Source organism: Streptomyces sp. NPDC079141 (genome assembly GCF_040686775.1).
Classification (GTDB): Bacteria; Actinomycetota; Actinomycetes; order Streptomycetales; family Streptomycetaceae; genus Streptomyces.
In genome coordinates this window covers 420,481-440,157 of sequence record NZ_JBFBLP010000002.1, presented here as the reverse complement: position 1 = coordinate 440,157, position 19,677 = coordinate 420,481, and the positions used below count along the sequence as shown (strand labels likewise).

Here is a 19,677-nt window from a genome sequence, read left to right as displayed (position 1 = left end):
CTACAGGCCGCGCCCCATGACGACGTCGTCGACGTAGGCCCCGTCCAGGAGGAACTCCTCCGGCAGCACCCCTTCGACCACGAAGCCCTCGGCCTCGTACAGCTTGCGGGCCGGGGTGTTGTGGCCGAGGACGCGCAGGGTGATGCGGCGGGCGCCGCGGCGGCGGGCCTCCTCGACGGCGCCGCGGACGAGCGCGCGCCCCACTCCGCGCCCCCGGGCCTCGTCGGCGACGGCGAGCCCCTGGATCTGGCGCACATGCGCGTTCGAGGCGAGGGGGGTGGGGAAGCCCAGCCGGATGTATCCGACGACGCGGCGGTCGAGCTCGGCGACGAGATAGTCGTCGGGGACGTGGCGCTCGTCGAAGAAGGAGCCGTACGGCGGCTGCGGCGGGGGCGTGACGGCGTGCAGGGTGGACCAGGTGACACGGTCCAGGAGGGCCAGCGCCTCCTCGTCGCCGGGGAGGGCGGTGCGTATGTGCGGGGGCTGGTGGTACTCAGGCACGGCGGACATGGCGGACACCTTACGGCGGCGGCAGGGGGGACTGACCAGGCATTTACGAGTCCCCGGGGCATGATGAAGTCATGGAACCTTCAAGAATCGCGGTGGCGGGCGCGTCCGGTCTGGTCGGCGGCGCGCTGGTGCGGTCCCTCCGGGCGGACGGGCACGAGATCGTGCGGCTGGTCCGGCGCGCGCCGCGGTCGAAGGACGAGGTCCGGTGGGACCCCGAGGGCAAGTACGTCGACACGGCCGGGCTCGCCGGGTGCGACGCGGTGGTCAACCTGGCGGGGGCGGGCATCGGCCTGCGGCGCTGGACCGACGCCTACAAGACGCGGATCCGGAGCAGCCGGGTGCTGGGCACGGCCGCGCTCGCCGAGGCGGTGGCGTCCCTGGACGAGCCGCCGCGCGTCTTCGTCAACGGCAGCGCGATCGGCTACTACGGCGAGACCGGCGACCGGATCGTCGACGAGGACACCCCCGCCGGGCGGGGTTTCCTGCCCGAGCTGTGCGTGGAGTGGGAGGCGGCCGCCGCGCCCGCGCAGGAGGCGGGCGTGCGGACGGTGCTGGCGCGGACCGGGCTGGTGGTGGCGCGCCGGGGCGGCGCCTGGGGCCGGCTGTTCCCGCTGTTCAAGGCGGGGCTGGGCGGGCGGCTGGGCGACGGGCGGCAGTACTGGTCGTTCGTCTCGTTGTACGACGAGGTGGCCGCCGTCCGGCATCTGCTGGAGACCGACGGTCTGTCGGGGCCGTTCAACGTCACCGCGCCGACCCCGCTGACGAACCGTGAGATCACCGCTGCGATGGGGCGGGTGCTGCACCGGCCGACGCTGTTCACCGTCCCGGCGCCGGTGCTGCGGGCGGTGCTGGGCGAGCTGGCCGGGGATGTGCTGGGCAGCCAACGGGTGGTGCCCAAGCGGCTGTTGGAGTCGGGGTTCACCTTCACGTTCCCGGACATCGAGGGGGCGGTCCGGTCCGCACTGTGATGCCGTACGGACCTCCCCTCCTGTTCGTATGCGACCGCCGTGCGACCGTGCCCTGTCGATGCGCGACTGACCTTGACCGATCACGGGCCTAACCTCGACGCGAACTCGGGTATCCCCGGAGCCAGTTGGGGGCATGACGTCTCCACCGGCCGCGCTACGTCGAGGAGGGGCACGTGCTTGAGCCCGCGTATCAGGCGGATGTCGTCGTCGTGGGAGCCGGGGTTGCCGGACTCTCCGCAGCGCATCGGTTGACCAGCGCAGGAGTGAGGACCGCAGTCCTGGAGGCCGCCCATGGGGTGGGCGGCCGGATGTCGACCGAGAAGGTCGACGGCTTCCGGCTCGACCGCATCGGGCAGTTGCTGTCCACGGCGTATCCCCAACTACGCCTGGCACCCTGGCTGGACGCGCTCGAACTGCGTACGTTCGCGCCGGGGGTGCTGCTGCACAGCGACGGCCGCCGTCACCAGGTGAGCACTCCGGCGGCCCCCAGGAGCGCAAGAGGCGCACTCCACGCGGTGCGCGCCCTGGCGAGCGCCCCCCGCTTCCCGGGGACACCCGGAGAACTCGGCACGGTCCGGCTGCGCGCCGAGCTCGCCCGGTTCGCGGGCACGCCCGTCGAACGGCTGCTGGCCCGCCCCGAGTCCTCCGCCGGCCATGCCCTCGCGGCCCGCGGCACACCCGCCCGCACGATCGACGGCTTTCTGCGCCCCCTGCTGGCGGCCCTGCTGTGCGACCCGGACCTGACGACGTCCAGCCGGTGCGCCGACCTCGCGCTGCACGCCTTCGCGAACGGGCGGCTGTGCCTGCCGGAGGGCGGCGCCGAGGTCCTGCCGGAGCTGCTCGCGCGCTCGCTGCCGCCCGGCACGGTGCACACCGGGGTGCGGGTCACCTCGGTCTCCACGACCTCGGTCACCACGGCCGAGCACGGCGAACTCCCCTGCCGTGCCGTCCTGCTGGCCACCGACGCGCGCACCGCCGCCGGGCTGCTGCCCGGACTGCGCGTGCCGGACTTCCACCCGGTGACGGTGGTGCACCACACGACGGACGAGCCGCCCGCGACCGGCGCCGCGCTGCTGCTGGACGCGGACCGGGGCGGACCGGTCGCGCACACGGCGGTGATCAGCTCCGTCGACCCGACCCGCGCCCCCGCCGGCCGCGCCCTGATCTCCTCCACGGTGCTGGGCACGCCCCCGCCCGACCTCGACACAGCCGTCCGCGCCCACCTGGCCCGCCTGTACGGCACCTCCACCGCCCGCTGGGAGACCCTCACCGTCCACCACACCGCGGAGGCCGTCCCGGCCATGCGCGCACCGCACGACCTGCACCGCCCGGTGAGGCTCATGGCGGGCCTGTACGTGTGCGGCGACCACCGGGACACGAGCACGGTCCAGGGCGCCCTGCACTCGGGACAGCGGGCGTCGGAGGCACTCCTGACGGACCTGGGAACGACGGGTTCGCTGCACAGGGCGGACCCGCTACCCCGGGCCGCATGAGAGCGCCCTTAGGGGCGCGGGGAACTGCGCGACAAGCCCCCACCGGCCCGCACACGGCAAACAACCGGTCAGCCGCTACCCCAACGCCGCGACCTTGTCGCGATACCCCCTGACCGGCGCAGCATCCTTGTACGGCTCCAGCCTCCGCTCGAAGTCCTTGACGTACTCGACCGCCCGCACCGACCGCATCTCCGCGGCAGCGCCCGCCGCCTCCGCGCCCAGCGCGCAGGCCTGGTCGAGTTCGCCGAGACCGAGTCGGGCGGAGGCCAGGACCACCCGGCAGAACAGCCGGCTGCGGGCGAACGCGGGCGCACGCAGTTGCAGCGACCGCTCCGCATGCTGCACGGCGGCCCGGAACTGCTGAAGGTCGCGATGGCAGTGCCCGAACTCGTCGGCGAGCTGCGCCTCGTCGAAGAAGCGCGCCCAGTGCGGCGCCTCGTCGCCGGGCCGGGCCGCTTCGAGCGCGCGCTCGGCGCGGACCAGGGAGGCCGTGCAGGCGCGCACCTCCCCCAGCACCCCGTGCCCGCGCGCCTCGGCCGCGTGCAGCAGCGCCTGGACGACGGGCGGGGCGTTGGTCCCGACGCCCTGCTGCGCCACCCGCGCCAGCTGTACGGCCTCCCGCCCGTGCCCGAGGTAGACCGCCTGCCGGCTCATGGTGACCAGCACGTACGAGCCGTAGGGCCGGTCCCCCGCCGCCTGCGCCAGCCGCAGCGACTGGACGTAGTACCGCTGCGCGAGCCCGTGCGCGGCGATGTCGTACGACGTCCAGCCCGCGAGCCGGGTCAGGTCGGCGGCGGCGGCGAACAGCCGGCGGCCGGTCTGTTCGCCGTAGGTGCCGCGCAGCATCGGCTCGCACTCGTGCTCCAGGTAGCGCACGAGGGCCTGCCGGGCGTGCCCGCCGCCGTACATGTTGTCGAGGGTGCGGAAGAGTTCGGCGACCGAGCGGAGTGCGGCGATGTCCCCGCCGGTGACCTTCTGGCCGGGGCCACGCTCGGCCTGGCCGCGCTGGCGGGGCACCCCCGGGCGGCCCTGGACGGGGACCCGGACGGGGGCCGCCTCGCCGCCGCGGGCGACCTTGTCGTCGGCACGGCCGATCAGCCAGTCGCGGCTGGGCACGACGAGTCCGGCCGGGGTGAACGCGATCTTGCGGAGTTCGGCATGGCTGCCGGAGTCCTTGCGCCACAGGCCGCTGATGATGTCGACGGCCTCCTCCGGGGTGGCGGCGAACTCCAGGCCCGCGTAGACGGGCGCGCAGGCGTCGAGACCGAGGTCCTGGGCGGTGAGCCGACGGCCGAGGCGGCGGGTGAAGACCTCGGCGATGAGGGCGGGGGTGGTGCCGCGGGGCTGCTGCCCGCGCAGCCACCGGGTCACGGATGTCTTGTCGTATCTGAGGTCCAGCCCGTGTTCGAGACCGAGCTGGTCCACTCGACGGGCGAGTCCCGCGTTGGAGAACCCCGCTTCTGCGATGAGCGCGGCGAGCTGGCGGTTGGGAGTGCGCTGCGCGGGTCGTTCCGTCATCTGCGGTGCGGTCTCCTGCCTTTCGGGCCCCCGAGAGGCCTTGGTGGCCTGCGGTGCCCGGATTGCCTGTGAGCAGCCCTTTTGGCCTCGTGAACGGCGCGAATGTAGCGGAGCGTAAGCACCCGATCGCACACTTCCACGTCCATTCATCCGATCGTGTGAGGATCGCCCTGCGGGGCTGACGCGGGGCTGGCCGACCTGGTCCGCGGCGGCCGGTCGTACAGTGGCGTAGGCACCATTCGTGCCTTACGACGTGCAGGGAGGCGCTTGCCGTGAGTGAGTTGCGGTTCGTCCGTATGGGTTTCGGTGCGGACGCCGTCGAGTACCAGGAGGCCTGGGACGAGCAGCGCCGGGTGCACTCGGCGCGGTTCGCCGACGAGATCCCCGACACCGTGCTGCTCCTTGAGCACCCGCCGGTCTACACCGCCGGCCGGCGCACCGCGGAGAGCGAACGGCCGCTCGACGGCACCCCGGTCATCGACGTGGACCGCGGCGGCAAGATCACCTGGCACGGGCCGGGGCAGCTGGTGGGCTACCCCATCCAGAAGCTGCCGCGTCCGGTGGACGTCGTGGCGCACGTCCGCCGCCTGGAGGAGGCCCTGATCCGCACGTGTGCGGAGTTCGGCCTGGAGGCCACCCGCGTGGAGGGCCGCAGCGGTGTGTGGGTGCTCGGCGACCCGGTCGAGCAGCGCCCCGCCATCGGTGGACTCTCCCTCGACTTCGACCCCAGGCTGCACGACGACGAGTTCGACCCGCGCCTGAACGGCCCCGAGTACGCCCCGTCCAACGCGGGCCAGCGTCGCGAGGACCGCAAGATCGCGGCGATCGGGATCCGGGTGGCCAAGGGCGTGACCATGCACGGCTTCTCGTTCAACGTGAACCCGGACAACAAGTGGTTCGACAGGATCATCCCCTGCGGCATCCGCGACGCGGGCGTCGCCTCGCTCGCCGACGAGCTCGGCCGGGACGTCACGATCGACGAGGTGCTGCCGGTGGTCGAGCGGCACCTGAGGGACGTACTGGAGAACGCGGAGCTGAAGCCCCGGGAGATCGAGAAGGCGTCGGCCTAGGCAGGGAATGGACCCTGGGGGCCACAGGTTGGCCTGACCGGGGGACCGCACAACCACGGGCGTACTCTGGTGTACGCCGAAGAATCGAAGTTACAGGGAGCCGGTCGTGTCCGCAGTCGCACCCGACGGACGCAAGATGCTGCGCCTGGAGGTCCGCAACAGCCAGACCCCCATCGAGCGCAAGCCCGAGTGGATCAAGACCCGGGCGAAAATGGGTCCCGAGTACACCGCCATGCAGAAGCTCGTGAAGAGCGAGGGCCTGCACACGGTCTGCCAGGAAGCCGGCTGTCCCAACATCTACGAGTGCTGGGAGGACCGCGAGGCGACGTTCCTCATCGGCGGCGACCAGTGCACCCGGCGCTGTGACTTCTGCCAGATCGACACCGGCAAGCCCGAGGCGCTGGACCGCGACGAGCCCCGCCGTGTCGGCGAGTCCGTGGTCACCATGGACCTGAACTACGCCACCATCACCGGCGTCGCCCGCGACGACCTGGAGGACGGCGGCGCCTGGCTGTACGCCGAGACCGTGCGCCAGATCCACCAGCAGACCGCCGAGCGCGAGGGCGGCCGCACCAAGGTCGAGCTGCTCGCCCCCGACTTCAACGCCGTCCCGGAGCTGCTCCAGGAGGTCTTCGCCTCCCGCCCCGAGGTCTTCGCGCACAACGTCGAGACGGTCCCGCGCATCTTCAAGCGCATCCGCCCCGGCTTCCGCTACGAGCGCTCCCTGAAGGTCATCACCGAGGCCCGGGACTACGGTCTGGTCACGAAGTCGAATCTGATCCTCGGCATGGGCGAGACCCGCGAGGAGGTCAGCGAGGCGCTGAAGCAGCTGCACGAGGCCGGCTGCGAGCTGATCACCATCACGCAGTACCTGCGCCCCTCCGTGCGCCACCACCCGGTGGAGCGCTGGGTCAAGCCGCAGGAGTTCGTGGAGCTGAAGGAGGAGGCCGAGCAGATCGGCTTCTCGGGCGTGATGTCCGGCCCGCTGGTGCGTTCCTCGTACCGCGCCGGGCGCCTGTACCAGATGGCGATCGAGAAGCGTGGCGCGTACGTCGCCTCGCAGGCTGTGTGAATTCGCGCACAAGCAACTACTGGCCGGTAACGGCCGATTCGACGCGGCTCTGACCGTCCTCGCTGATGAGGGCTTCGTCAGGGCCGCGTCAGCATGTGAGGGCCACGCATCAAGGCTTCATTGGCGTTTGACCGGTCGGTCACGCCCTGGTAACACCAATCAGTGACGCTGGACTTACGCCACGTACACCCATAGCCAAGGCCTTTTCGAGGGGGGACCTCACCATGCAGGCCGCGCCGGTTCGCGCCACCGCCATACCGTCCTTCACGGACGCACTCCGTGCCGTCGAGTCACTGCTCATGAGCGGCGGCCAGCGCACCGCCCGCCGCAACGCCTGGACCTCCGTCATGGAGGACCGCCGCCGGGCCAAGGACCGGGTCGAGGCCCAGCGCGTCCTGGAGCAGACCTTCACCCCGCGCTCCTGACGGCACTGCCGTCGTCGGCACTCCGGGGGACACGTAGACTTCGTGGCATGGCGAGGAAGGACACGGCAGCGGACGCTGCGAATCCCGGGCGACTGAAGCAGATCGCCCTGACCTACAAGATGACCCGCAGGGCCGACACGAAGATCGGTCTTGTACTCGCGGCTGTCGGCATCATCACCTTCGGTGTCTTCCTCGCGATCGGTTTCTTGATCGGTCACCCCATCTATCTCGGCATCCTGGGCCTCCTGCTCGCCTTCCTCGCGACGGCGATCGTGTTCGGGCGCCGGGCCGAGCGGGCGGCCTTCGGGCAGATGGAGGGCCAGCCGGGCGCCGCAGCGGCCGTGCTGGACAACATCGGCCGGGGCTGGACGACGACCCCCGCGGTCGCGATGAACCGCAGCCAGGACGTGGTGCACCGGGCCGTCGGCAAGGCCGGCATCGTCCTGGTCGCCGAGGGCAACCCGAACCGGGTCAAGAGCCTGCTGGCCGCCGAGAAGAAGAAGATGAACCGGATCGTCGCGGACGTACCGGTGCACGATCTGATCGTCGGCGTCGGCGAGGGCCAGGTGGAGCTGAAGAAGCTGCGCACGACCATGCTGAAGCTGCCGCGCGTGCTCTCCGGCCCCCAGGTGACCGCCACCAACGACCGGCTGCGCGCCCTGGGCGACCTGATGAGCAATATGCCGCTGCCGAAGGGCCCGATGCCCAAGGGCATGAAGCTGCCGAAGGGCGGGCCGAAGGCTCGCTGACCTCCCTACGTCAGAAAGGGGGCGCCCGGAGTTCACACTCCGGGCGCCCCCTTTCTCGTTCCCGTGGACGGGCTAGACGCGCACCTCGACCGTGCGGGCCAGCTGGTCGTGCAGGCCGCGGCCGTCGCGGTCCCAGATCAGGGCGGGGACGGCGAGGAACAGCAGGACCGTGCGCAACAGGGCCCGGACCGGGTGGGGGCGGCCGGTGGCGAGGGCGACCACCCGCAGGCCGAAGAGCCGCTTGCCCGGGGTGAAGCCGACCGTGCCGACGGTGAGGACGATCAGCGCGAAGAGCACGATCGGGGCCCAGAGCTGGGCCGCTTCGTTATAGCTGTCCGTGATCAGGCCGTATGCGATCAAGAGGCACAGGCCCCAGTCCACCGCCAGGGCGCCGAACCGGCGGCCGGGACGGGCGATCGATCCCGGCCCCTCCTCCGGCAGGCCGAGCTGTTGGCCCCGGTATCCAAAGTCGACACCGGCTTCCTCGGCGGCCGCGCGGGGGCCGGAGAGCCAGGATCCGATTGCTTGCCTCTTGTCCACGCATCCACGGTACTGCGACCGTTTTGGGATACGGACAGGTGGGGTACGCCGGGCGATGTCCGGTTAACGTGTGCGAAACAAATGGGTCACGCCCGAGAAATCACGCGTCCCTAGGGTCGAGTGCAGCGTGTGCCACCGCACTGGCCGCACGAACGAACTACCACCCCGGCACGGACGGTCGGGAGTAGGAGGAGCTGGATGTTCCAGAACGCCGACGAGGCCAAGAAGTTCATCGCGGACGAGGACGTCAAGTTCATCGACGTCCGTTTCTGCGACCTGCCGGGTGTGATGCAGCACTTCACGATTCCGGCCGAGGCCTTCGACCCGGCCGAGGAGCTCGCGTTCGACGGCTCCTCGATCCGCGGCTTCCAGGCCATCCACGAGTCCGACATGGCGCTGCGCGCCGACCTGTCCACCGCGCGGATCGACCCCTTCCGCCGCGACAAGACGGTCAACATCAACTTCTTCATCCACGACCCGATCACCGGCGAGCAGTACTCCCGTGACCCGCGGAACGTGGCGAAGAAGGCCGAGGCCTACCTCGCGTCGACCGGTATCGCGGACACCGCGTACTTCGGCCCCGAGGCCGAGTTCTACGTGTTCGACAGCGTGCGCTTCAAGACCTCGGAGAACGAGTCCTTCTACCACATCGACTCCGAGGCGGGCGCCTGGAACACCGGTGCGGTCGAGGACAACCGCGGTTACAAGGTCCGCTACAAGGGCGGCTACTTCCCGGTCCCGCCGGTCGACCACTTCGCCGACCTGCGTGCCGAGATCTCCCTGGAGCTGGCCAAGTCCGGCCTCCAGGTCGAGCGCCAGCACCACGAGGTGGGCACCGCCGGCCAGGCCGAGATCAACTACAAGTTCAACACGCTGCTCGCCGCGGCCGACGACCTCCAGCTCTTCAAGTACATCGTGAAGAACGTCGCCTGGCGCAACGGCAAGACCGCGACCTTCATGCCGAAGCCGATCTTCGGTGACAACGGCTCGGGCATGCACGTGCACCAGTCGCTGTGGCAGGGCGGCTCCCCGCTCTTCTACGACGAGGCCGGCTACGCGGGCCTGTCGGACACCGCCCGCTACTACATCGGCGGCATCCTCAAGCACGCCCCGTCGCTGCTGGCCTTCACCAACCCGACGGTGAACTCGTACCACCGTCTGGTCCCCGGCTTCGAGGCCCCGATCAACCTGGTGTACTCGCAGCGCAACCGCTCCGCCGCGATGCGTATCCCGATCACCGGCTCGAACCCGAAGGCCAAGCGCGTCGAGTTCCGTGCGCCCGACTCCTCCGGCAACCCGTACCTGGCCTTCTCGGCGCTGCTCCTCGCGGGCCTGGACGGCATCAAGAACAAGATCGAGCCGGCCGAGCCGATCGACAAGGACCTCTACGAGCTGGCTCCCGAGGAGCACGCGAACGTCGCGCAGGTCCCGACCTCGCTCCCGGCCGTTCTCGACTCGCTGGAGGCCGACCACGAGTTCCTCCTCCAGGGCGACGTCTTCACGCCGGACCTGATCGAGACGTGGATCGACTTCAAGCGCGCCAACGAGATCGCTCCGCTGCAGCTGCGTCCGCACCCGCACGAGTTCGAGCTGTACTTCGACGTGTGATCGACGCCTGAACCGTCCGACGGCGCCCCCGCTCCTGTTTCTCAGGGCGGGGGCGCCGTCGTATCGTGGGGGTACTGCTGTTCGAGAAGGGTCAACGGGGATGTCCGAACGGGACGACGGCGAGCGGGAGTTCGACATCAAGTGGGCTGACTCCGCCGAGCACAAGGAGCCCTCGGCGCGGGCCCGGATGCTGGCTGCCCGCTGGAAGGAGAACCCGCCCGACCCCGCGCCCTTCCGCGCCGACCCCGACCATGTGGCACGGCGGCAGCGCCGGTCGGGCTGGATATCCACGGCCGTGGTGCTCGGCTGTGTCGCGGCGGTGATCGTGCTGCTGGGGTACGTCAATTTCCGGGCGTCGTACTAGGGACCTTTTGCCGCCCCTGGGGCCGTTCGGGACCGTCGCTCGGCGGGGGTGCGGTGCACACTGGCAGTGGGACGAGTGCCTGACTGCGGGGTGATGCAGATGCACAGTCGCTTCCGGAGCGACCCGCGGCTGACCGCCCGTATGGGGATCACGCTGTTCCTGCTCGGGCTGTTGTACGTGGTGTTCGTGGCCGCTTTGGTCGTGCTGCTGAAGTCCTGGGTGCTGGTCGTGGTGGTCGCGGCGGGGCTCCTCGGGGCGCAGTACTGGTTCTCCGACCGGGTCGCGCTGTTCGCGATGCGGGGACGGGTCGTGGAGCGGGAGGAGTATCCCGAGCTGCACGGGGTGGTCGACCGGCTGAGCGCCATGGCCGACATGCCGAAGCCCGTCGTCGCCGTGTCGGACATGGATATGCCGAACGCGTTCGCCACCGGGCGCAATCCCGATCATGCCGTGGTGTGTGTGACGACGGGGCTGCTGCGGCGGCTGGAGCCCGCGGAGCTGGAGGGTGTGCTGGCGCACGAGCTGTCGCACGTGGCGCACAAGGACGTCGCCGTGATCACGATCGCGTCGTTCCTCGGGGTGATCGCGGGGCTGATCGTGCGGTTCGCCTTCTACTCGCAGCTGTTCGGCGGCGGGCGCAGGGACCAGAACACGGCCGTGGTCTTCATGGCGGTGATGGGGGTCTCGGCGGCCGTGTACGCGATCAGCTTCCTGTTGATCCGGGCCCTGTCCCGGTACCGGGAGCTGGCGGCGGACCGGGCCGCGGCGCTGCTCACCGGCCGGCCCTCGGCGCTGGCCTCCGCGCTCACCAAGGTCTCCGGCGACATCGCGCGGATCCCGACCAAGGACCTGCGGACGGCGCAGGCCTTCAACGCCTTCTACTTCACCCCGGCGCTGGGCCGGGAGCCCTCGCTCGCGCGGCTCTTCTCGACCCACCCGAGCCTGGAGCAGCGGCTCGACCAACTGGGGCGGATCTCCACCGAGCTGGGTGAGGCGACGGCACCCGGAGGGGCGTGAGCATGGGGCTGCTGGACATCCTGCTCGGCCGTACGAAACCGGTCGCGCCCGATCTCGACCAGCTCTTCGCGCTGCCCTCGGCCGCGGTGACGCTGGAGGCGGCGGCCGGGTTCCGGCCGACCGGGAGCGGAGCGGTGTGCTTCGCCACGGTCGAAGGGGCGGTGTTCGAGCAGACGCACCGCGAGGTGCAGGCGCTGCTCGACGCGGACGCCGAGCGCGACGGGCCCCCCGTCCGTCTGCACCGGGACGACTACGGCTACTCCTGGCTGGTCTCCGAGCGCACCCCCGACCAGCTTCCGCAGCTGGTCAACGATCTGCACGCGGTGAACAGCTCGATGGAGGTCAACGGCTTCGGCCCGCAGCTGCTGTGCTCGCTGGCGGGTTTCCGGCACACGGCCGACGACCGGCCGCTGGCGCTGGTCTACCTCTACAAGCGCGGCACCTTCTACCCGTTCGCCCCGCTGCCCGGCGAGGCACAGCGGCGCGACAACGCGCTGGAGCTACGGGTGAAGGCGGCGCTGGTGAACGATCTGCGGATCGAGCAGGACCTCGGCCGCTGGTTCCCGGTGTGGGGCGCCCCCGGACTGTGACCGGGGGCGCCGCCAGGAGGTCACTTGGTCCGCTGACGCTCCTGCCGACGGGACTCGAAGGGATGCTCGCGGCGATAGCGGCGCTCCCACTTGGCCTGCATCTCACGGCGCTTGCGGTAGGCCTGGTACGACGACGGCATCATCGAACTCGACGAGGACCCCCCGGCGGAACCCGACGAGGGCCTGGACGACGAGCTCCGCCCGTACTGGAGGTACAGGAAGAGCAGGGCGACGGCGGCGAGCCAGTAGACGCTGTTTCCGAATCCCAGGACGACCAGGACGGCCGTCCCGGAGAGAATGATGGTGCCCATGACGGGCCTCCGTGGGCGTGGATCGGTGATGAGAGAGAGTAGCCCCAAGTCCCCGGGGTGACGCCTGCCCTGCGGCAAGCGGGACGGGCAGCTCCGCAATGCGTGTCCAGCGTAGGAAGGCGCTCACTCGGCGTGCATCCCCTTTTCTCCCGGCCTAGAGTCTGAGCACGTGTGCAAAAGCCACATTCACGTGCATAAGGGGTGCCCGGATGAGTGATCTCTTCGTCATCGCCTACAACGACGTCGCCACGGCGAGCCAGGTGCGCGACAAGCTCTTCGAGCTGTCCAAGGAGCACCTGGTCGAGCTGGACGACGCCGTGGTCGTCGAGCGCAACCAGGACGGCAAAATCAAACTGCACCAGGCCGTCAACCACACGGCCGTGGGAGCGGCCGGCGGTGCGCTGTGGGGCGGTGTCATCGGACTGCTCTTCCTGGCGCCCCTGCTCGGCGCCGCGGTGGGCGCGGCGGCCGGCGCGGCCGGGGGCGCGTTCACCGACACGGGCATCGACGACAACTTCATGAAGGACCTCAGCCAGAATCTGCGCCCGGGCGCAGCCGCGCTGTTCGTGCTCGTCAGGAAGGCGGCCGAGGACAAGGTGATCCCGCAACTCACCACCTACGGCGGCAAGTTGGTGCAGACCTCGCTGAGCAGGGCGGACGAGGACCATCTGCGCGAGGCCATCGCGGCGGCGCGCAAGCCGAAGGCGGAGACGCCCGCGGTGTGAGGATGGGATGACGGACCGGACGACGGTGGCGCCTTGCGGTGCCACCGTCGTTCTGTCATGTCTCCGGTGCCGCCCTGACGACACCCGCCGCGATCGCGGCGCTCAGGGCCGCGTGGTCGGCGGCGGTCTGGTCGGCGTAGCCGGAGGCGAAGTCGGTGACGGCGCGGTCGAAGGTGTCGGCGCCGCCGAGGTAGCCGGCGATGGCGATGCGGTCGCCGGAGCGGGCGTGCGCGCGGGCCAGGGTCGTGCCGCAGAGCCGGGCGTAGGCGAGGAGGTCGGTGGGGCTCATGCCGGCGACATCCGCGGAGCCCTTCATGTCGCGCAGCTGCCGCCAGTAGAAGGCGCGGCCCTGCGGTCCGGTCATCCAGCCCAGGAAGATGTCGCTGGCCGCCTGCAACAGCCGTTGTCCGGCGACGACCCGGTGGCCGGGGTGGACGTACGGCCCGTTCGGCAGGTGCTCCTCCAGGACGGACTTGCGGGCCTCCTTGATCTGGAGGAAGAGGAGGTCGTCGTCGTCGCGTCCGGCGAGGAGCACGATGAAGCAGCGGGTGCCGACGCTGCCGACGCCGACGACCTTGCGGGCGGCGTCGACGAAGCGGTAGCGGTCCAGGAGCAGTCGGCGCTCCTCGGAGAGGGTCGAGCGGTAGTCGCTGAAGATCTTGCGCAGGGAGGCGGTGTCGGAGGCGCCGGCGGGTTCCAGGAGCGGCGGGTCCTGGATGATGCGTCGACGGCCGTCGACGAGTTCCGTCAGTTTGCCGACGGCCTGGAGGCTGGTGCGGCGGCGGGCGCGGGTGAGGCTGGCCTCGGCGCGCCGGCGGAGCCGGGCGGAGCGGGCGATGGGCAGCAGGCGCTCGGTGTCGATGCGCTCGTACCAGACGTCGAGTTCGCCCAGGCCGGCCAGCCGCCGCATGTTCTCGCGGTACGCGGCCACCGCCTCGGTCACCGCGCCGCGCGTCTTGGCCTCGCTGTGCCCGTTCTCCCGGCCGGCCACGGCGATGGAGGCCGCGAGCCGTTTGACGTCCCACTCGAAGGGGCCGGGGAAGGTCTCGTCGAAGTCGTTCAGGTCGAACAGCAGGGCGCGTTCGGGCGAGGCGTACAGACCGAAGTTGAGCAGATGTGCGTCGCCGCACAGCTGCACGGTGAGCCCGGTGTGCGGCTGCGCCGCGAGATCGGCGGCCATCACGGCCGCGGCACCGCGCAGGAAGGCGAACGGCGAGGCGGCCATCCTGCCGTAACGGATCGGCAGCAGCTCCGGCAGCCGGTCACGGCCCTGCCGTTCCAGTACGGCGACGGGGTCGGGGCGGTCGACGGAGCGCAGCCGCCCGGCGTGCGCGGAACGGGACACGCGCTTACGAGCGTCCCTCCCGCGCCGGGCACGCTCCTCCGGCGTGCTCATGCGCCGATCCGTACCGGTGCCCGGAGTATGCCGTGCCGCTCCATCACGCCTCCTCGCATCCGCGCCGTCTGATGGCAGTGAAGGACGCGGGGGGTGTGGGCGCATGCCTGGGGTGGCGAATGGGTGATGGCGGGGGCGAGGAGGGGTGGCGGTGGGGCTGAGGACGGTGGCGGTGGGGCTGAGGAGGGTTGCGGCGGGGCTGAGGAGGTTGGCGGCGGGGCTGAGGAGGGTTGCGGAGGGGCTGAGGAGGGTGGCGGTGGGGCCAGGACGGGGGCGGGCAGCCCTTGGCAGCGGCTCGCTCTGCTGCCGCGTGCGCACCCGCCGGCCGCGCCCCGAGACGGCTCGTACTCCTCCCGTGTGCGCACCCGGCGGCAGCGTCCCGAGACGGCTCACATCAGCGCCTCGGCGCGTGCGAGCCAGTCGTCCACGGGTCCGAGTGTCAGCAGACCGCTGCCCGCGCCCGCGAGTTGGCCCGTGGCCGGCCGGAGGCGGGCGTGCGCCTGCCGCAGTGCGGCGCGGTCGCCCAGGTCCAGGGCGACCGTGACAAGCAGCCGGCACCGCGCCGCGTCGAAGGAGGCCGCCTCCGGCAGGGCGGCCAGGGTCTCCTCGGCGGCGGTCACGATCTGCAGCGCCTGCCGTGGGTCGTCGCTGCGGGTCCAGATCGCCGGCACGTCGTAGGCGCCGATCACCCGCGCGGTCAGCTCCGGATCACCGAACTCCTGCGCGGCGGCGATCGTCGCGAGCCGGTGCTCGCGCGCCGCCCGCAGTCCGCCGCCCCCGGTCACGGCAAGGCTTCGGAGCAACCCGACCGTCGACTCCAGCCGGGACCGGGCCCCCACCGCAACCGTACGGTCGTAGGCCTCGGCCGCCGGCGTCCAGACCAGGCCATCCTGCCCACCCTGGACATGTGGCAGGTGATGCGGGGCACCGCCGCCGGTGTCGGTTTCCACCTCTATCTGATGGCCCAGCCCCCGGGTCTGCCCGAGCGGATGATCAGTGCCGCCGCGGACGAGTTCTTCGGCCACTTCCTCGACGTGTGGGCGCGGGATCCCGAGGCGATCCCCGCCCCCGTCCGGGCCGCGTACCTGGAGGCCTGCCGCGACGCGGTGCCGTCCATCGTGGCCGACTGCCGCGCCTCCGCGACCGTCGACGTGACCCACGACCAGGCCGACCGGGACGCCGGCACCCGGCTGCGGATGCCGGTCACCGTCCTCCAGCAGGACTGGGGCAGCGTCCTCGGCTTCGACGCGGCCGGCCTGTGGCGCGCCTGGGCGCCCGACCTGCGGCACGCCACCGTGGACTGCGGCCACTTCATGGCGGAGGAGGCGCCCGGACAGGTCACCGCGGAGATCCGCCGGCTGCTCGCCCGCTGAGGTGGTGGACCGCGGTCGCGTTGTCAGTGGTCTCCAGCAGGATGTCCTCGGAGCGCGACGACGGGTGGAGGACGGGTGGAGGAAGCGATGAGTGGCGGGCAGCGGTACATCGGCGTGGCGGAGCGGCGGGCGCGGCTCGCGGAGCGGCATCGGCTGACCGGGGCGGCGCGGGCGGCGGCGCCCGAGGAGGTCGCCGGCTCCCTGGTCGCGCTGCACGGCTCGGATCCGGCGACCGTGTATCTGGCGGTGGGTGCGCGGCTCGCGGAGGCGGGCAAGACGGTCGCGGAGACGGAACGGGCGCTGTACGAGGACCGTTCCCTGGTGCGGATGCACGGCATGCGGCACACCGTGTTCGTCTTTCCCACCGCCCTGACCGCGGTCGTGCACGCCTCCACGGGGCTCGCGGTCGCGGCCCGGGAGCGGGCCTCGCTGGTCAAGGACATGGCGAAGGCGGGGGCGCCGGACGCGGAGTGGCTGCGCGAGGTGGAGGCCTCGACGCTGGCCGCGCTCGGACGGCGCGGGCAGGCCACGGCGGCCGAACTCGCGGGGGACGAACCGCGGTTGCGGGAGCAGTTCGTGTACGCGGCCGGGAAGAGCTACGAGGGGGTCCACACCGTTTCCTCGCGGCTGCTGAGGGTGCTGGGGGTCGAGGGAAAGGTGGTGCGGGGACGGCCGTTGGGGTCGTGGACGTCAACGCAGTTCCGGTGGGCGCTCGCTCCTGAGCATCCCGAGCTGGACGGGGCCGGTGCACAGGCCGAGCTGTTGCGGCGGTGGCTCGCGGTGTGCGGGCCGGCGACCGAGGCCGATCTGAAGTGGTGGACGGGGTGGCGGGTGACCGACGTGCGCAGGGCGCTGGCCTCGATCGGGGCGCGGGCGGTGGACCTGGACGAGGGCACGGGATACGTCGTGGACGGCGACGTGGACGCGGTGGCGGCGCCCGCGGAGCCTTGGGCCGCCCTGTTGCCGGCGCTGGATCCCACGGCGATGGGGTGGCAGCAGCGGGACTGGTATCTGGCGCCGGAGCTGCGGGCGGCACTGTTCGACCGCAGCGGGAACGTGGGGCCGACGGTGTGGTGGGACGGGCGCGTGGTGGGGGGCTGGGCACAGCGGGGGGACGGGGAGATCGTGTGGCGCGTGCTGGACTCCTCCGGGGTGGGGCGGGAGGCGCTGGCCGCGATGGCGAGTGAGGCGGAGCGGTTGCGGAAGTGGGTGGGCGCGGCCCGGGTGACGCCACGGTTCCGGACACCGCTGGAGCGGGAGTTGGGGGCGGGGTGAGGTCCGGGCCGGCGCCCCGGCCCAACCGGCCGCAGATCCCCGGCGCCGGAATGAGCAACGCCGAGTGCCCCCCAGCAGAGGGGGCACCCGGCGACGCCGTTCACCTCGAATAACGCATGAGCGCCCGGACCATGTGGCAGGTCGTGTCCGACGGGGGGTGTACCCCGATGAGTTCCGCGGTGGTTCGTATCGTCTCGTTGCGGGCCTGGTTCGGGACGTACACGCCCGAGTCGAGCAGGGCGATGGCGAGGCGCAGAGCCTTGAGGCGGCGGTTGTGGGTGATGTACCAGTCGCGCGGGCGGCCCGGCGGCAGCGGGCGCTTCTCCACGGGCGCGTACGGCAGGTCGAGCAGAACGGGGCGCTTCGCGGTGGACTGGGTCGGCAACGGCTTCTGCTTCAGTGCGGCAGCGGGCACGGGCATCCTCCTGTCGCGGTCAGGGCGCCGTCCGTCCGGACGCTCCGGCGACACCCTCGAACACTGCTAACAGTTTACTGCCCACCACTGACAATCAGCAGTCCTCCACAAAGCCTCAAAAGCCCAGGTGGAGGCGGGAATTGTGGCCCTGTCACGGCTGCTGGCCGGTGAGGTGCGTGGGGCGGCAGGAAATCGAACAGAGCCGGGGCGGACCGCCAGGACGGATTACCGTGTGCGGCATGGAGATCTGGATCAATCCGGCCTGCTCGAAGTGCCGCAGCGCCGTTCAGCTGCTCGACGCCGAGGGCGCCGACTACACCGTCCGCCGCTACCTGGAGGACGTACCGAGCGAGGACGAGATCCGCGCCGTACTCGACCGCCTCGGCCTGGAGCCCTGGGACATCACCCGCACTCAGGAGGCCGTGGCCAAGGAGCTCGGCCTGAAGGAGTGGGCGCGGGACGAGGCGTCGCGCGAGCGTTGGGTCAAGGCGCTCGCCGAGCATCCCAAGCTGATCCAGCGCCCGATCATCACCGCGGACGACGGCACCGCGGTGGTGGCCCGCTCCGAGGAGGCGGTAAGGGACGCGCTCTCCCGCTGACCCCAACTCCCGCGTGACACAGGTCACTTCAGTGACTCCTGTAACCGCTGAGTAACTTCGTTCGGTATCTCGTACATAGCGGCGTACAGCTCCCGACCTCCCAGGAGGCGCGTATGTCACGCAGGAGAACGCTCAGTACGAAGAAGAAGCTCGCGCTGCTGGTCAGCGCCGCGACCGTGGCGGGAGGCGGCGCCTTCGTCATGGCGAGCACCTCGAACGCCGCACCGACGCCGAAGACGGCCGCGGAGTCGAGCGTCTGCCAGGGGCTCGCCACCGCGCTCGGCAACAACGAACGGTTCATCGCGGACCAGCGGGCCAACCCGGACGCGCAGTCCGAGGCCCGGATCGCCAACCGCGAGGCCGTCGTCAAGCAGATCAAGGTGCAGCAGGAAGCGTCCGGGTGCGTCGTCGGGGAGTCGGCTCAGGGCTCCCAGGCACAGCAGCCGTCCCAGTCCGCGTCGCAGCCCGCGCAGCCACCCGCGTCGCAATCCGCGCAGCCACCGGCGTCGGCGCCGGCCTCCCAGCCCGCCGCCTCCGGCCAGCAGGTCTGCAACGGTTCGACCGTCACCCTCTCCGGCGAGGGCGGCGCCCCGGCCGCGTCCAGCAACCAGTTCCCGGTGGGCACGAAGCTGAAGGTCACCAACCTGGACAACAACAAGTCCACGACGGTGGAGGTCACTTCGGTCTCCGGCAGCTGTGCGCTGCTGAACAACGCCGCCTTCGAACAGGTCCGTGAGCCCGGCAAGTTCCTCATCCGCCGGGCGCTGATCGAGAAGGTGGGGTGAGGCTAGCGGCTTAGGAAATCGCCGAGGCGGTGGGCGAGTTCGGGGGGAGCGGACTGCGGCAGCGCATGGTGGGAGACGTCGGGGACCACGTCGATCTCCGCCCGCGGCAGCAGCTCGCGCGCCTTCTCCGCCACTTCGTACGTGTCATGGGTCCTGCTGTTCCCGGCCAGGAGCAGCAGGACCGGCACGTCCAGGGCGCGGAGCGCCTCGGCCGACGGGCGGGGGCCGGTCACCGGCTTCGCGGAGGGGAAGCCGGCGGCCGCCTCCTGGAGGCGCAGCCATGCGGGGTCCGCTCCCCCGGTCTCCCACTCCAGGAAGGCGCGCACCCGGGCGGGCGTGGGCCGCAGCAGCATCGGCAGCGCGCGCATCAGGTACGCCGCCTTGAACCCGGCGAAGCACTGGGTCGGGTCCAGGAGGAACAGGCGGCGCACCCGCGAGGGCGCGCGCAGGGCGTAGTGCAGGGCGATCCAGGCGCCGTAGGAGTGCCCGCCGAGGTCGGCCCGGTCGACGCCGAAGCCGTCGAGGACCGCGTCCAGCCAGTCGCCGAGGTCGGCGACCTTGCGGGGCGGGCGGTCGGCGGTGCTGCGTCCCGCGACTCCGATCAGGTCGACGGCGTACACCCGCCGTGTCCGCGCGAGCTCGCCCGCCTGTGCGTACCAGGACGCGGCGGTCGCCCCACCGCCCGGCAGGAGCAGCACCGGAGGCCCGTCGTGCGGGCCGCAGACGTTGACGTAGGTCGTGCCGAACGGCGTGGGGACGGTCACCGCCTCCCGGTCGGCGGGCCATCTGGCCATGACCTTGTCGTAGGCCGCCAGGAATCCGTCCCTGTCATGGCTGCCCATGAACCCCCCTTATTATCTCGTTCAGCAAGATA

21 protein-coding genes and 2 pseudogenes are annotated in these 19,677 nt (G+C 71.4%); 15 read left to right on the top strand and 8 right to left on the bottom strand.

All coding sequences use genetic code 11. The features are described from left to right. On the bottom strand, positions 1-510 hold the full coding sequence (locus AB0Q90_RS07080) for an N-acetyltransferase (RefSeq protein WP_363157990.1): 510 nt from the start codon (positions 508-510) through the stop codon (positions 1-3). Between the two features lie 71 nt (positions 511-581). Between AB0Q90_RS07080 and AB0Q90_RS07075 the strand changes: the two genes are divergently transcribed. Beyond that, positions 582-1,478, top strand: coding sequence for a TIGR01777 family oxidoreductase (locus tag AB0Q90_RS07075; protein ID WP_363157989.1), 897 nt, complete (start codon positions 582-584; stop codon positions 1,476-1,478). Between the two features lie 173 nt (positions 1,479-1,651). Beyond that, on the top strand, positions 1,652-2,971 hold the full coding sequence (locus AB0Q90_RS07070) for an NAD(P)/FAD-dependent oxidoreductase (protein ID WP_363157988.1): 1,320 nt from the start codon (positions 1,652-1,654) through the stop codon (positions 2,969-2,971). 75 nt (positions 2,972-3,046) lie between these two features. Here the strand turns inward: AB0Q90_RS07070 and AB0Q90_RS07065 are convergent, their stop codons facing one another. Beyond that, positions 3,047-4,489, bottom strand: coding sequence for a regulator (locus AB0Q90_RS07065; RefSeq protein WP_363157987.1), 1,443 nt, complete (start codon positions 4,487-4,489; stop codon positions 3,047-3,049). A gap of 272 nt (positions 4,490-4,761) precedes the next feature. Here AB0Q90_RS07065 and lipB point away from each other — a divergent pair, with 272 nt between their 5' ends. The 4 genes from lipB to AB0Q90_RS07045 all read left to right on the top strand — a co-directional run bounded on the left by lipB (position 4,762) and on the right by AB0Q90_RS07045 (position 7,805). Further along, positions 4,762-5,559, top strand: coding sequence for a lipoyl(octanoyl) transferase LipB (lipB, locus tag AB0Q90_RS07060; protein WP_363157986.1), 798 nt, complete (start codon positions 4,762-4,764; stop codon positions 5,557-5,559). Positions 5,560-5,665: 106 nt separating this feature from the next. After that, positions 5,666-6,631, top strand: a complete 966-nt coding sequence (gene lipA / locus AB0Q90_RS07055; protein WP_363157985.1) for a lipoyl synthase — start codon at positions 5,666-5,668, stop codon at positions 6,629-6,631. A 224-nt stretch (positions 6,632-6,855) separates the two neighbouring features. Then, entirely contained in the window at positions 6,856-7,056 is a 201-nt protein-coding gene (locus AB0Q90_RS07050) for a hypothetical protein (protein WP_363157984.1), read from the top strand. A gap of 47 nt (positions 7,057-7,103) precedes the next feature. Then, positions 7,104-7,805: a DUF4191 domain-containing protein gene (locus AB0Q90_RS07045; protein ID WP_363157983.1), complete on the top strand. Its 702-nt coding sequence runs from the start codon at positions 7,104-7,106 to the stop codon at positions 7,803-7,805. A gap of 72 nt (positions 7,806-7,877) precedes the next feature. On the opposite strand, the gene AB0Q90_RS07040 is transcribed toward AB0Q90_RS07045, so the two are convergent. Beyond that, positions 7,878-8,345 carry an RDD family protein gene (locus tag AB0Q90_RS07040; protein WP_363157982.1) on the bottom strand — a complete coding sequence of 156 codons (468 nt, stop codon included), beginning with the start codon at positions 8,343-8,345 and terminating at the stop codon, positions 7,878-7,880. Between the two features lie 198 nt (positions 8,346-8,543). Between AB0Q90_RS07040 and glnA the strand changes: the two genes are divergently transcribed. The 4 genes from glnA to AB0Q90_RS07020 all read left to right on the top strand — a co-directional run bounded on the left by glnA (position 8,544) and on the right by AB0Q90_RS07020 (position 11,924). Next, on the top strand, positions 8,544-9,953 hold the full coding sequence (glnA, locus tag AB0Q90_RS07035; RefSeq protein WP_363157981.1) for a type I glutamate--ammonia ligase: 1,410 nt from the start codon (positions 8,544-8,546) through the stop codon (positions 9,951-9,953). 100 nt (positions 9,954-10,053) lie between these two features. After that, positions 10,054-10,317: a hypothetical protein gene (locus AB0Q90_RS07030; protein ID WP_363157980.1), complete on the top strand. Its 264-nt coding sequence runs from the start codon at positions 10,054-10,056 to the stop codon at positions 10,315-10,317. A gap of 99 nt (positions 10,318-10,416) precedes the next feature. Next, positions 10,417-11,334, top strand: coding sequence for a zinc metalloprotease HtpX (gene htpX, locus AB0Q90_RS07025; protein ID WP_363157979.1), 918 nt, complete (start codon positions 10,417-10,419; stop codon positions 11,332-11,334). 2 nt (positions 11,335-11,336) lie between these two features. Beyond that, the gene (locus tag AB0Q90_RS07020; protein WP_363157978.1) at positions 11,337-11,924 is read left to right on the top strand and encodes a hypothetical protein; all 588 of its coding nucleotides are present in this window, start codon (positions 11,337-11,339) and stop codon (positions 11,922-11,924) included. Positions 11,925-11,944: 20 nt separating this feature from the next. Here AB0Q90_RS07020 and AB0Q90_RS07015 read toward each other — a convergent pair whose 3' ends face one another. Beyond that, the gene (locus AB0Q90_RS07015; protein WP_363157977.1) at positions 11,945-12,235 is read right to left on the bottom strand and encodes a hypothetical protein; all 291 of its coding nucleotides are present in this window, start codon (positions 12,233-12,235) and stop codon (positions 11,945-11,947) included. A gap of 209 nt (positions 12,236-12,444) precedes the next feature. Between AB0Q90_RS07015 and AB0Q90_RS07010 the strand changes: the two genes are divergently transcribed. Further along, complete coding sequence (locus tag AB0Q90_RS07010; RefSeq protein WP_363157976.1) at positions 12,445-12,960, top strand: DUF1269 domain-containing protein; 516 nt, start codon at positions 12,445-12,447, stop codon at positions 12,958-12,960. Between the two features lie 55 nt (positions 12,961-13,015). Here the strand turns inward: AB0Q90_RS07010 and AB0Q90_RS07005 are convergent, their stop codons facing one another. Then, positions 13,016-14,356 (bottom strand): DUF2252 domain-containing protein, encoded by a 1,341-nt coding sequence (locus tag AB0Q90_RS07005; protein WP_363157975.1) that lies wholly within the window; start codon positions 14,354-14,356, stop codon positions 13,016-13,018. A gap of 527 nt (positions 14,357-14,883) precedes the next feature. Then, positions 14,884-15,216, bottom strand: a pseudogene (locus AB0Q90_RS07000) (SARP family transcriptional regulator); the annotation flags it as partial. Positions 15,217-15,243: 27 nt separating this feature from the next. Between AB0Q90_RS07000 and AB0Q90_RS06995 the strand changes: the two are divergent. Next, positions 15,244-15,729, top strand: a pseudogene (locus AB0Q90_RS06995) (alpha/beta hydrolase); the annotation flags it as partial. A gap of 87 nt (positions 15,730-15,816) precedes the next feature. After that, entirely contained in the window at positions 15,817-17,004 is a 1,188-nt protein-coding gene (locus AB0Q90_RS06990; protein WP_363157974.1) for a winged helix DNA-binding domain-containing protein, read from the top strand. 100 nt (positions 17,005-17,104) lie between these two features. Here the strand turns inward: AB0Q90_RS06990 and AB0Q90_RS06985 are convergent, their stop codons facing one another. After that, positions 17,105-17,419, bottom strand: a complete 315-nt coding sequence (locus AB0Q90_RS06985) for a hypothetical protein (RefSeq protein ID WP_363157973.1) — start codon at positions 17,417-17,419, stop codon at positions 17,105-17,107. A gap of 239 nt (positions 17,420-17,658) precedes the next feature. On the opposite strand from AB0Q90_RS06985, the gene AB0Q90_RS06980 reads away from it, so the two are divergent. Both AB0Q90_RS06980 and AB0Q90_RS06975 read left to right on the top strand, forming a co-directional pair. Next, positions 17,659-18,018: an arsenate reductase family protein gene (locus AB0Q90_RS06980; protein WP_363157972.1), complete on the top strand. Its 360-nt coding sequence runs from the start codon at positions 17,659-17,661 to the stop codon at positions 18,016-18,018. Between the two features lie 113 nt (positions 18,019-18,131). Beyond that, entirely contained in the window at positions 18,132-18,803 is a 672-nt protein-coding gene (locus AB0Q90_RS06975; protein WP_363157971.1) for a hypothetical protein, read from the top strand. A 2-nt stretch (positions 18,804-18,805) separates the two neighbouring features. On the opposite strand, the gene AB0Q90_RS06970 is transcribed toward AB0Q90_RS06975, so the two are convergent. Continuing rightward, positions 18,806-19,645: an alpha/beta fold hydrolase gene (locus tag AB0Q90_RS06970; protein ID WP_363157970.1), complete on the bottom strand. Its 840-nt coding sequence runs from the start codon at positions 19,643-19,645 to the stop codon at positions 18,806-18,808. Positions 19,646-19,677 lie beyond the last annotated feature (32 nt).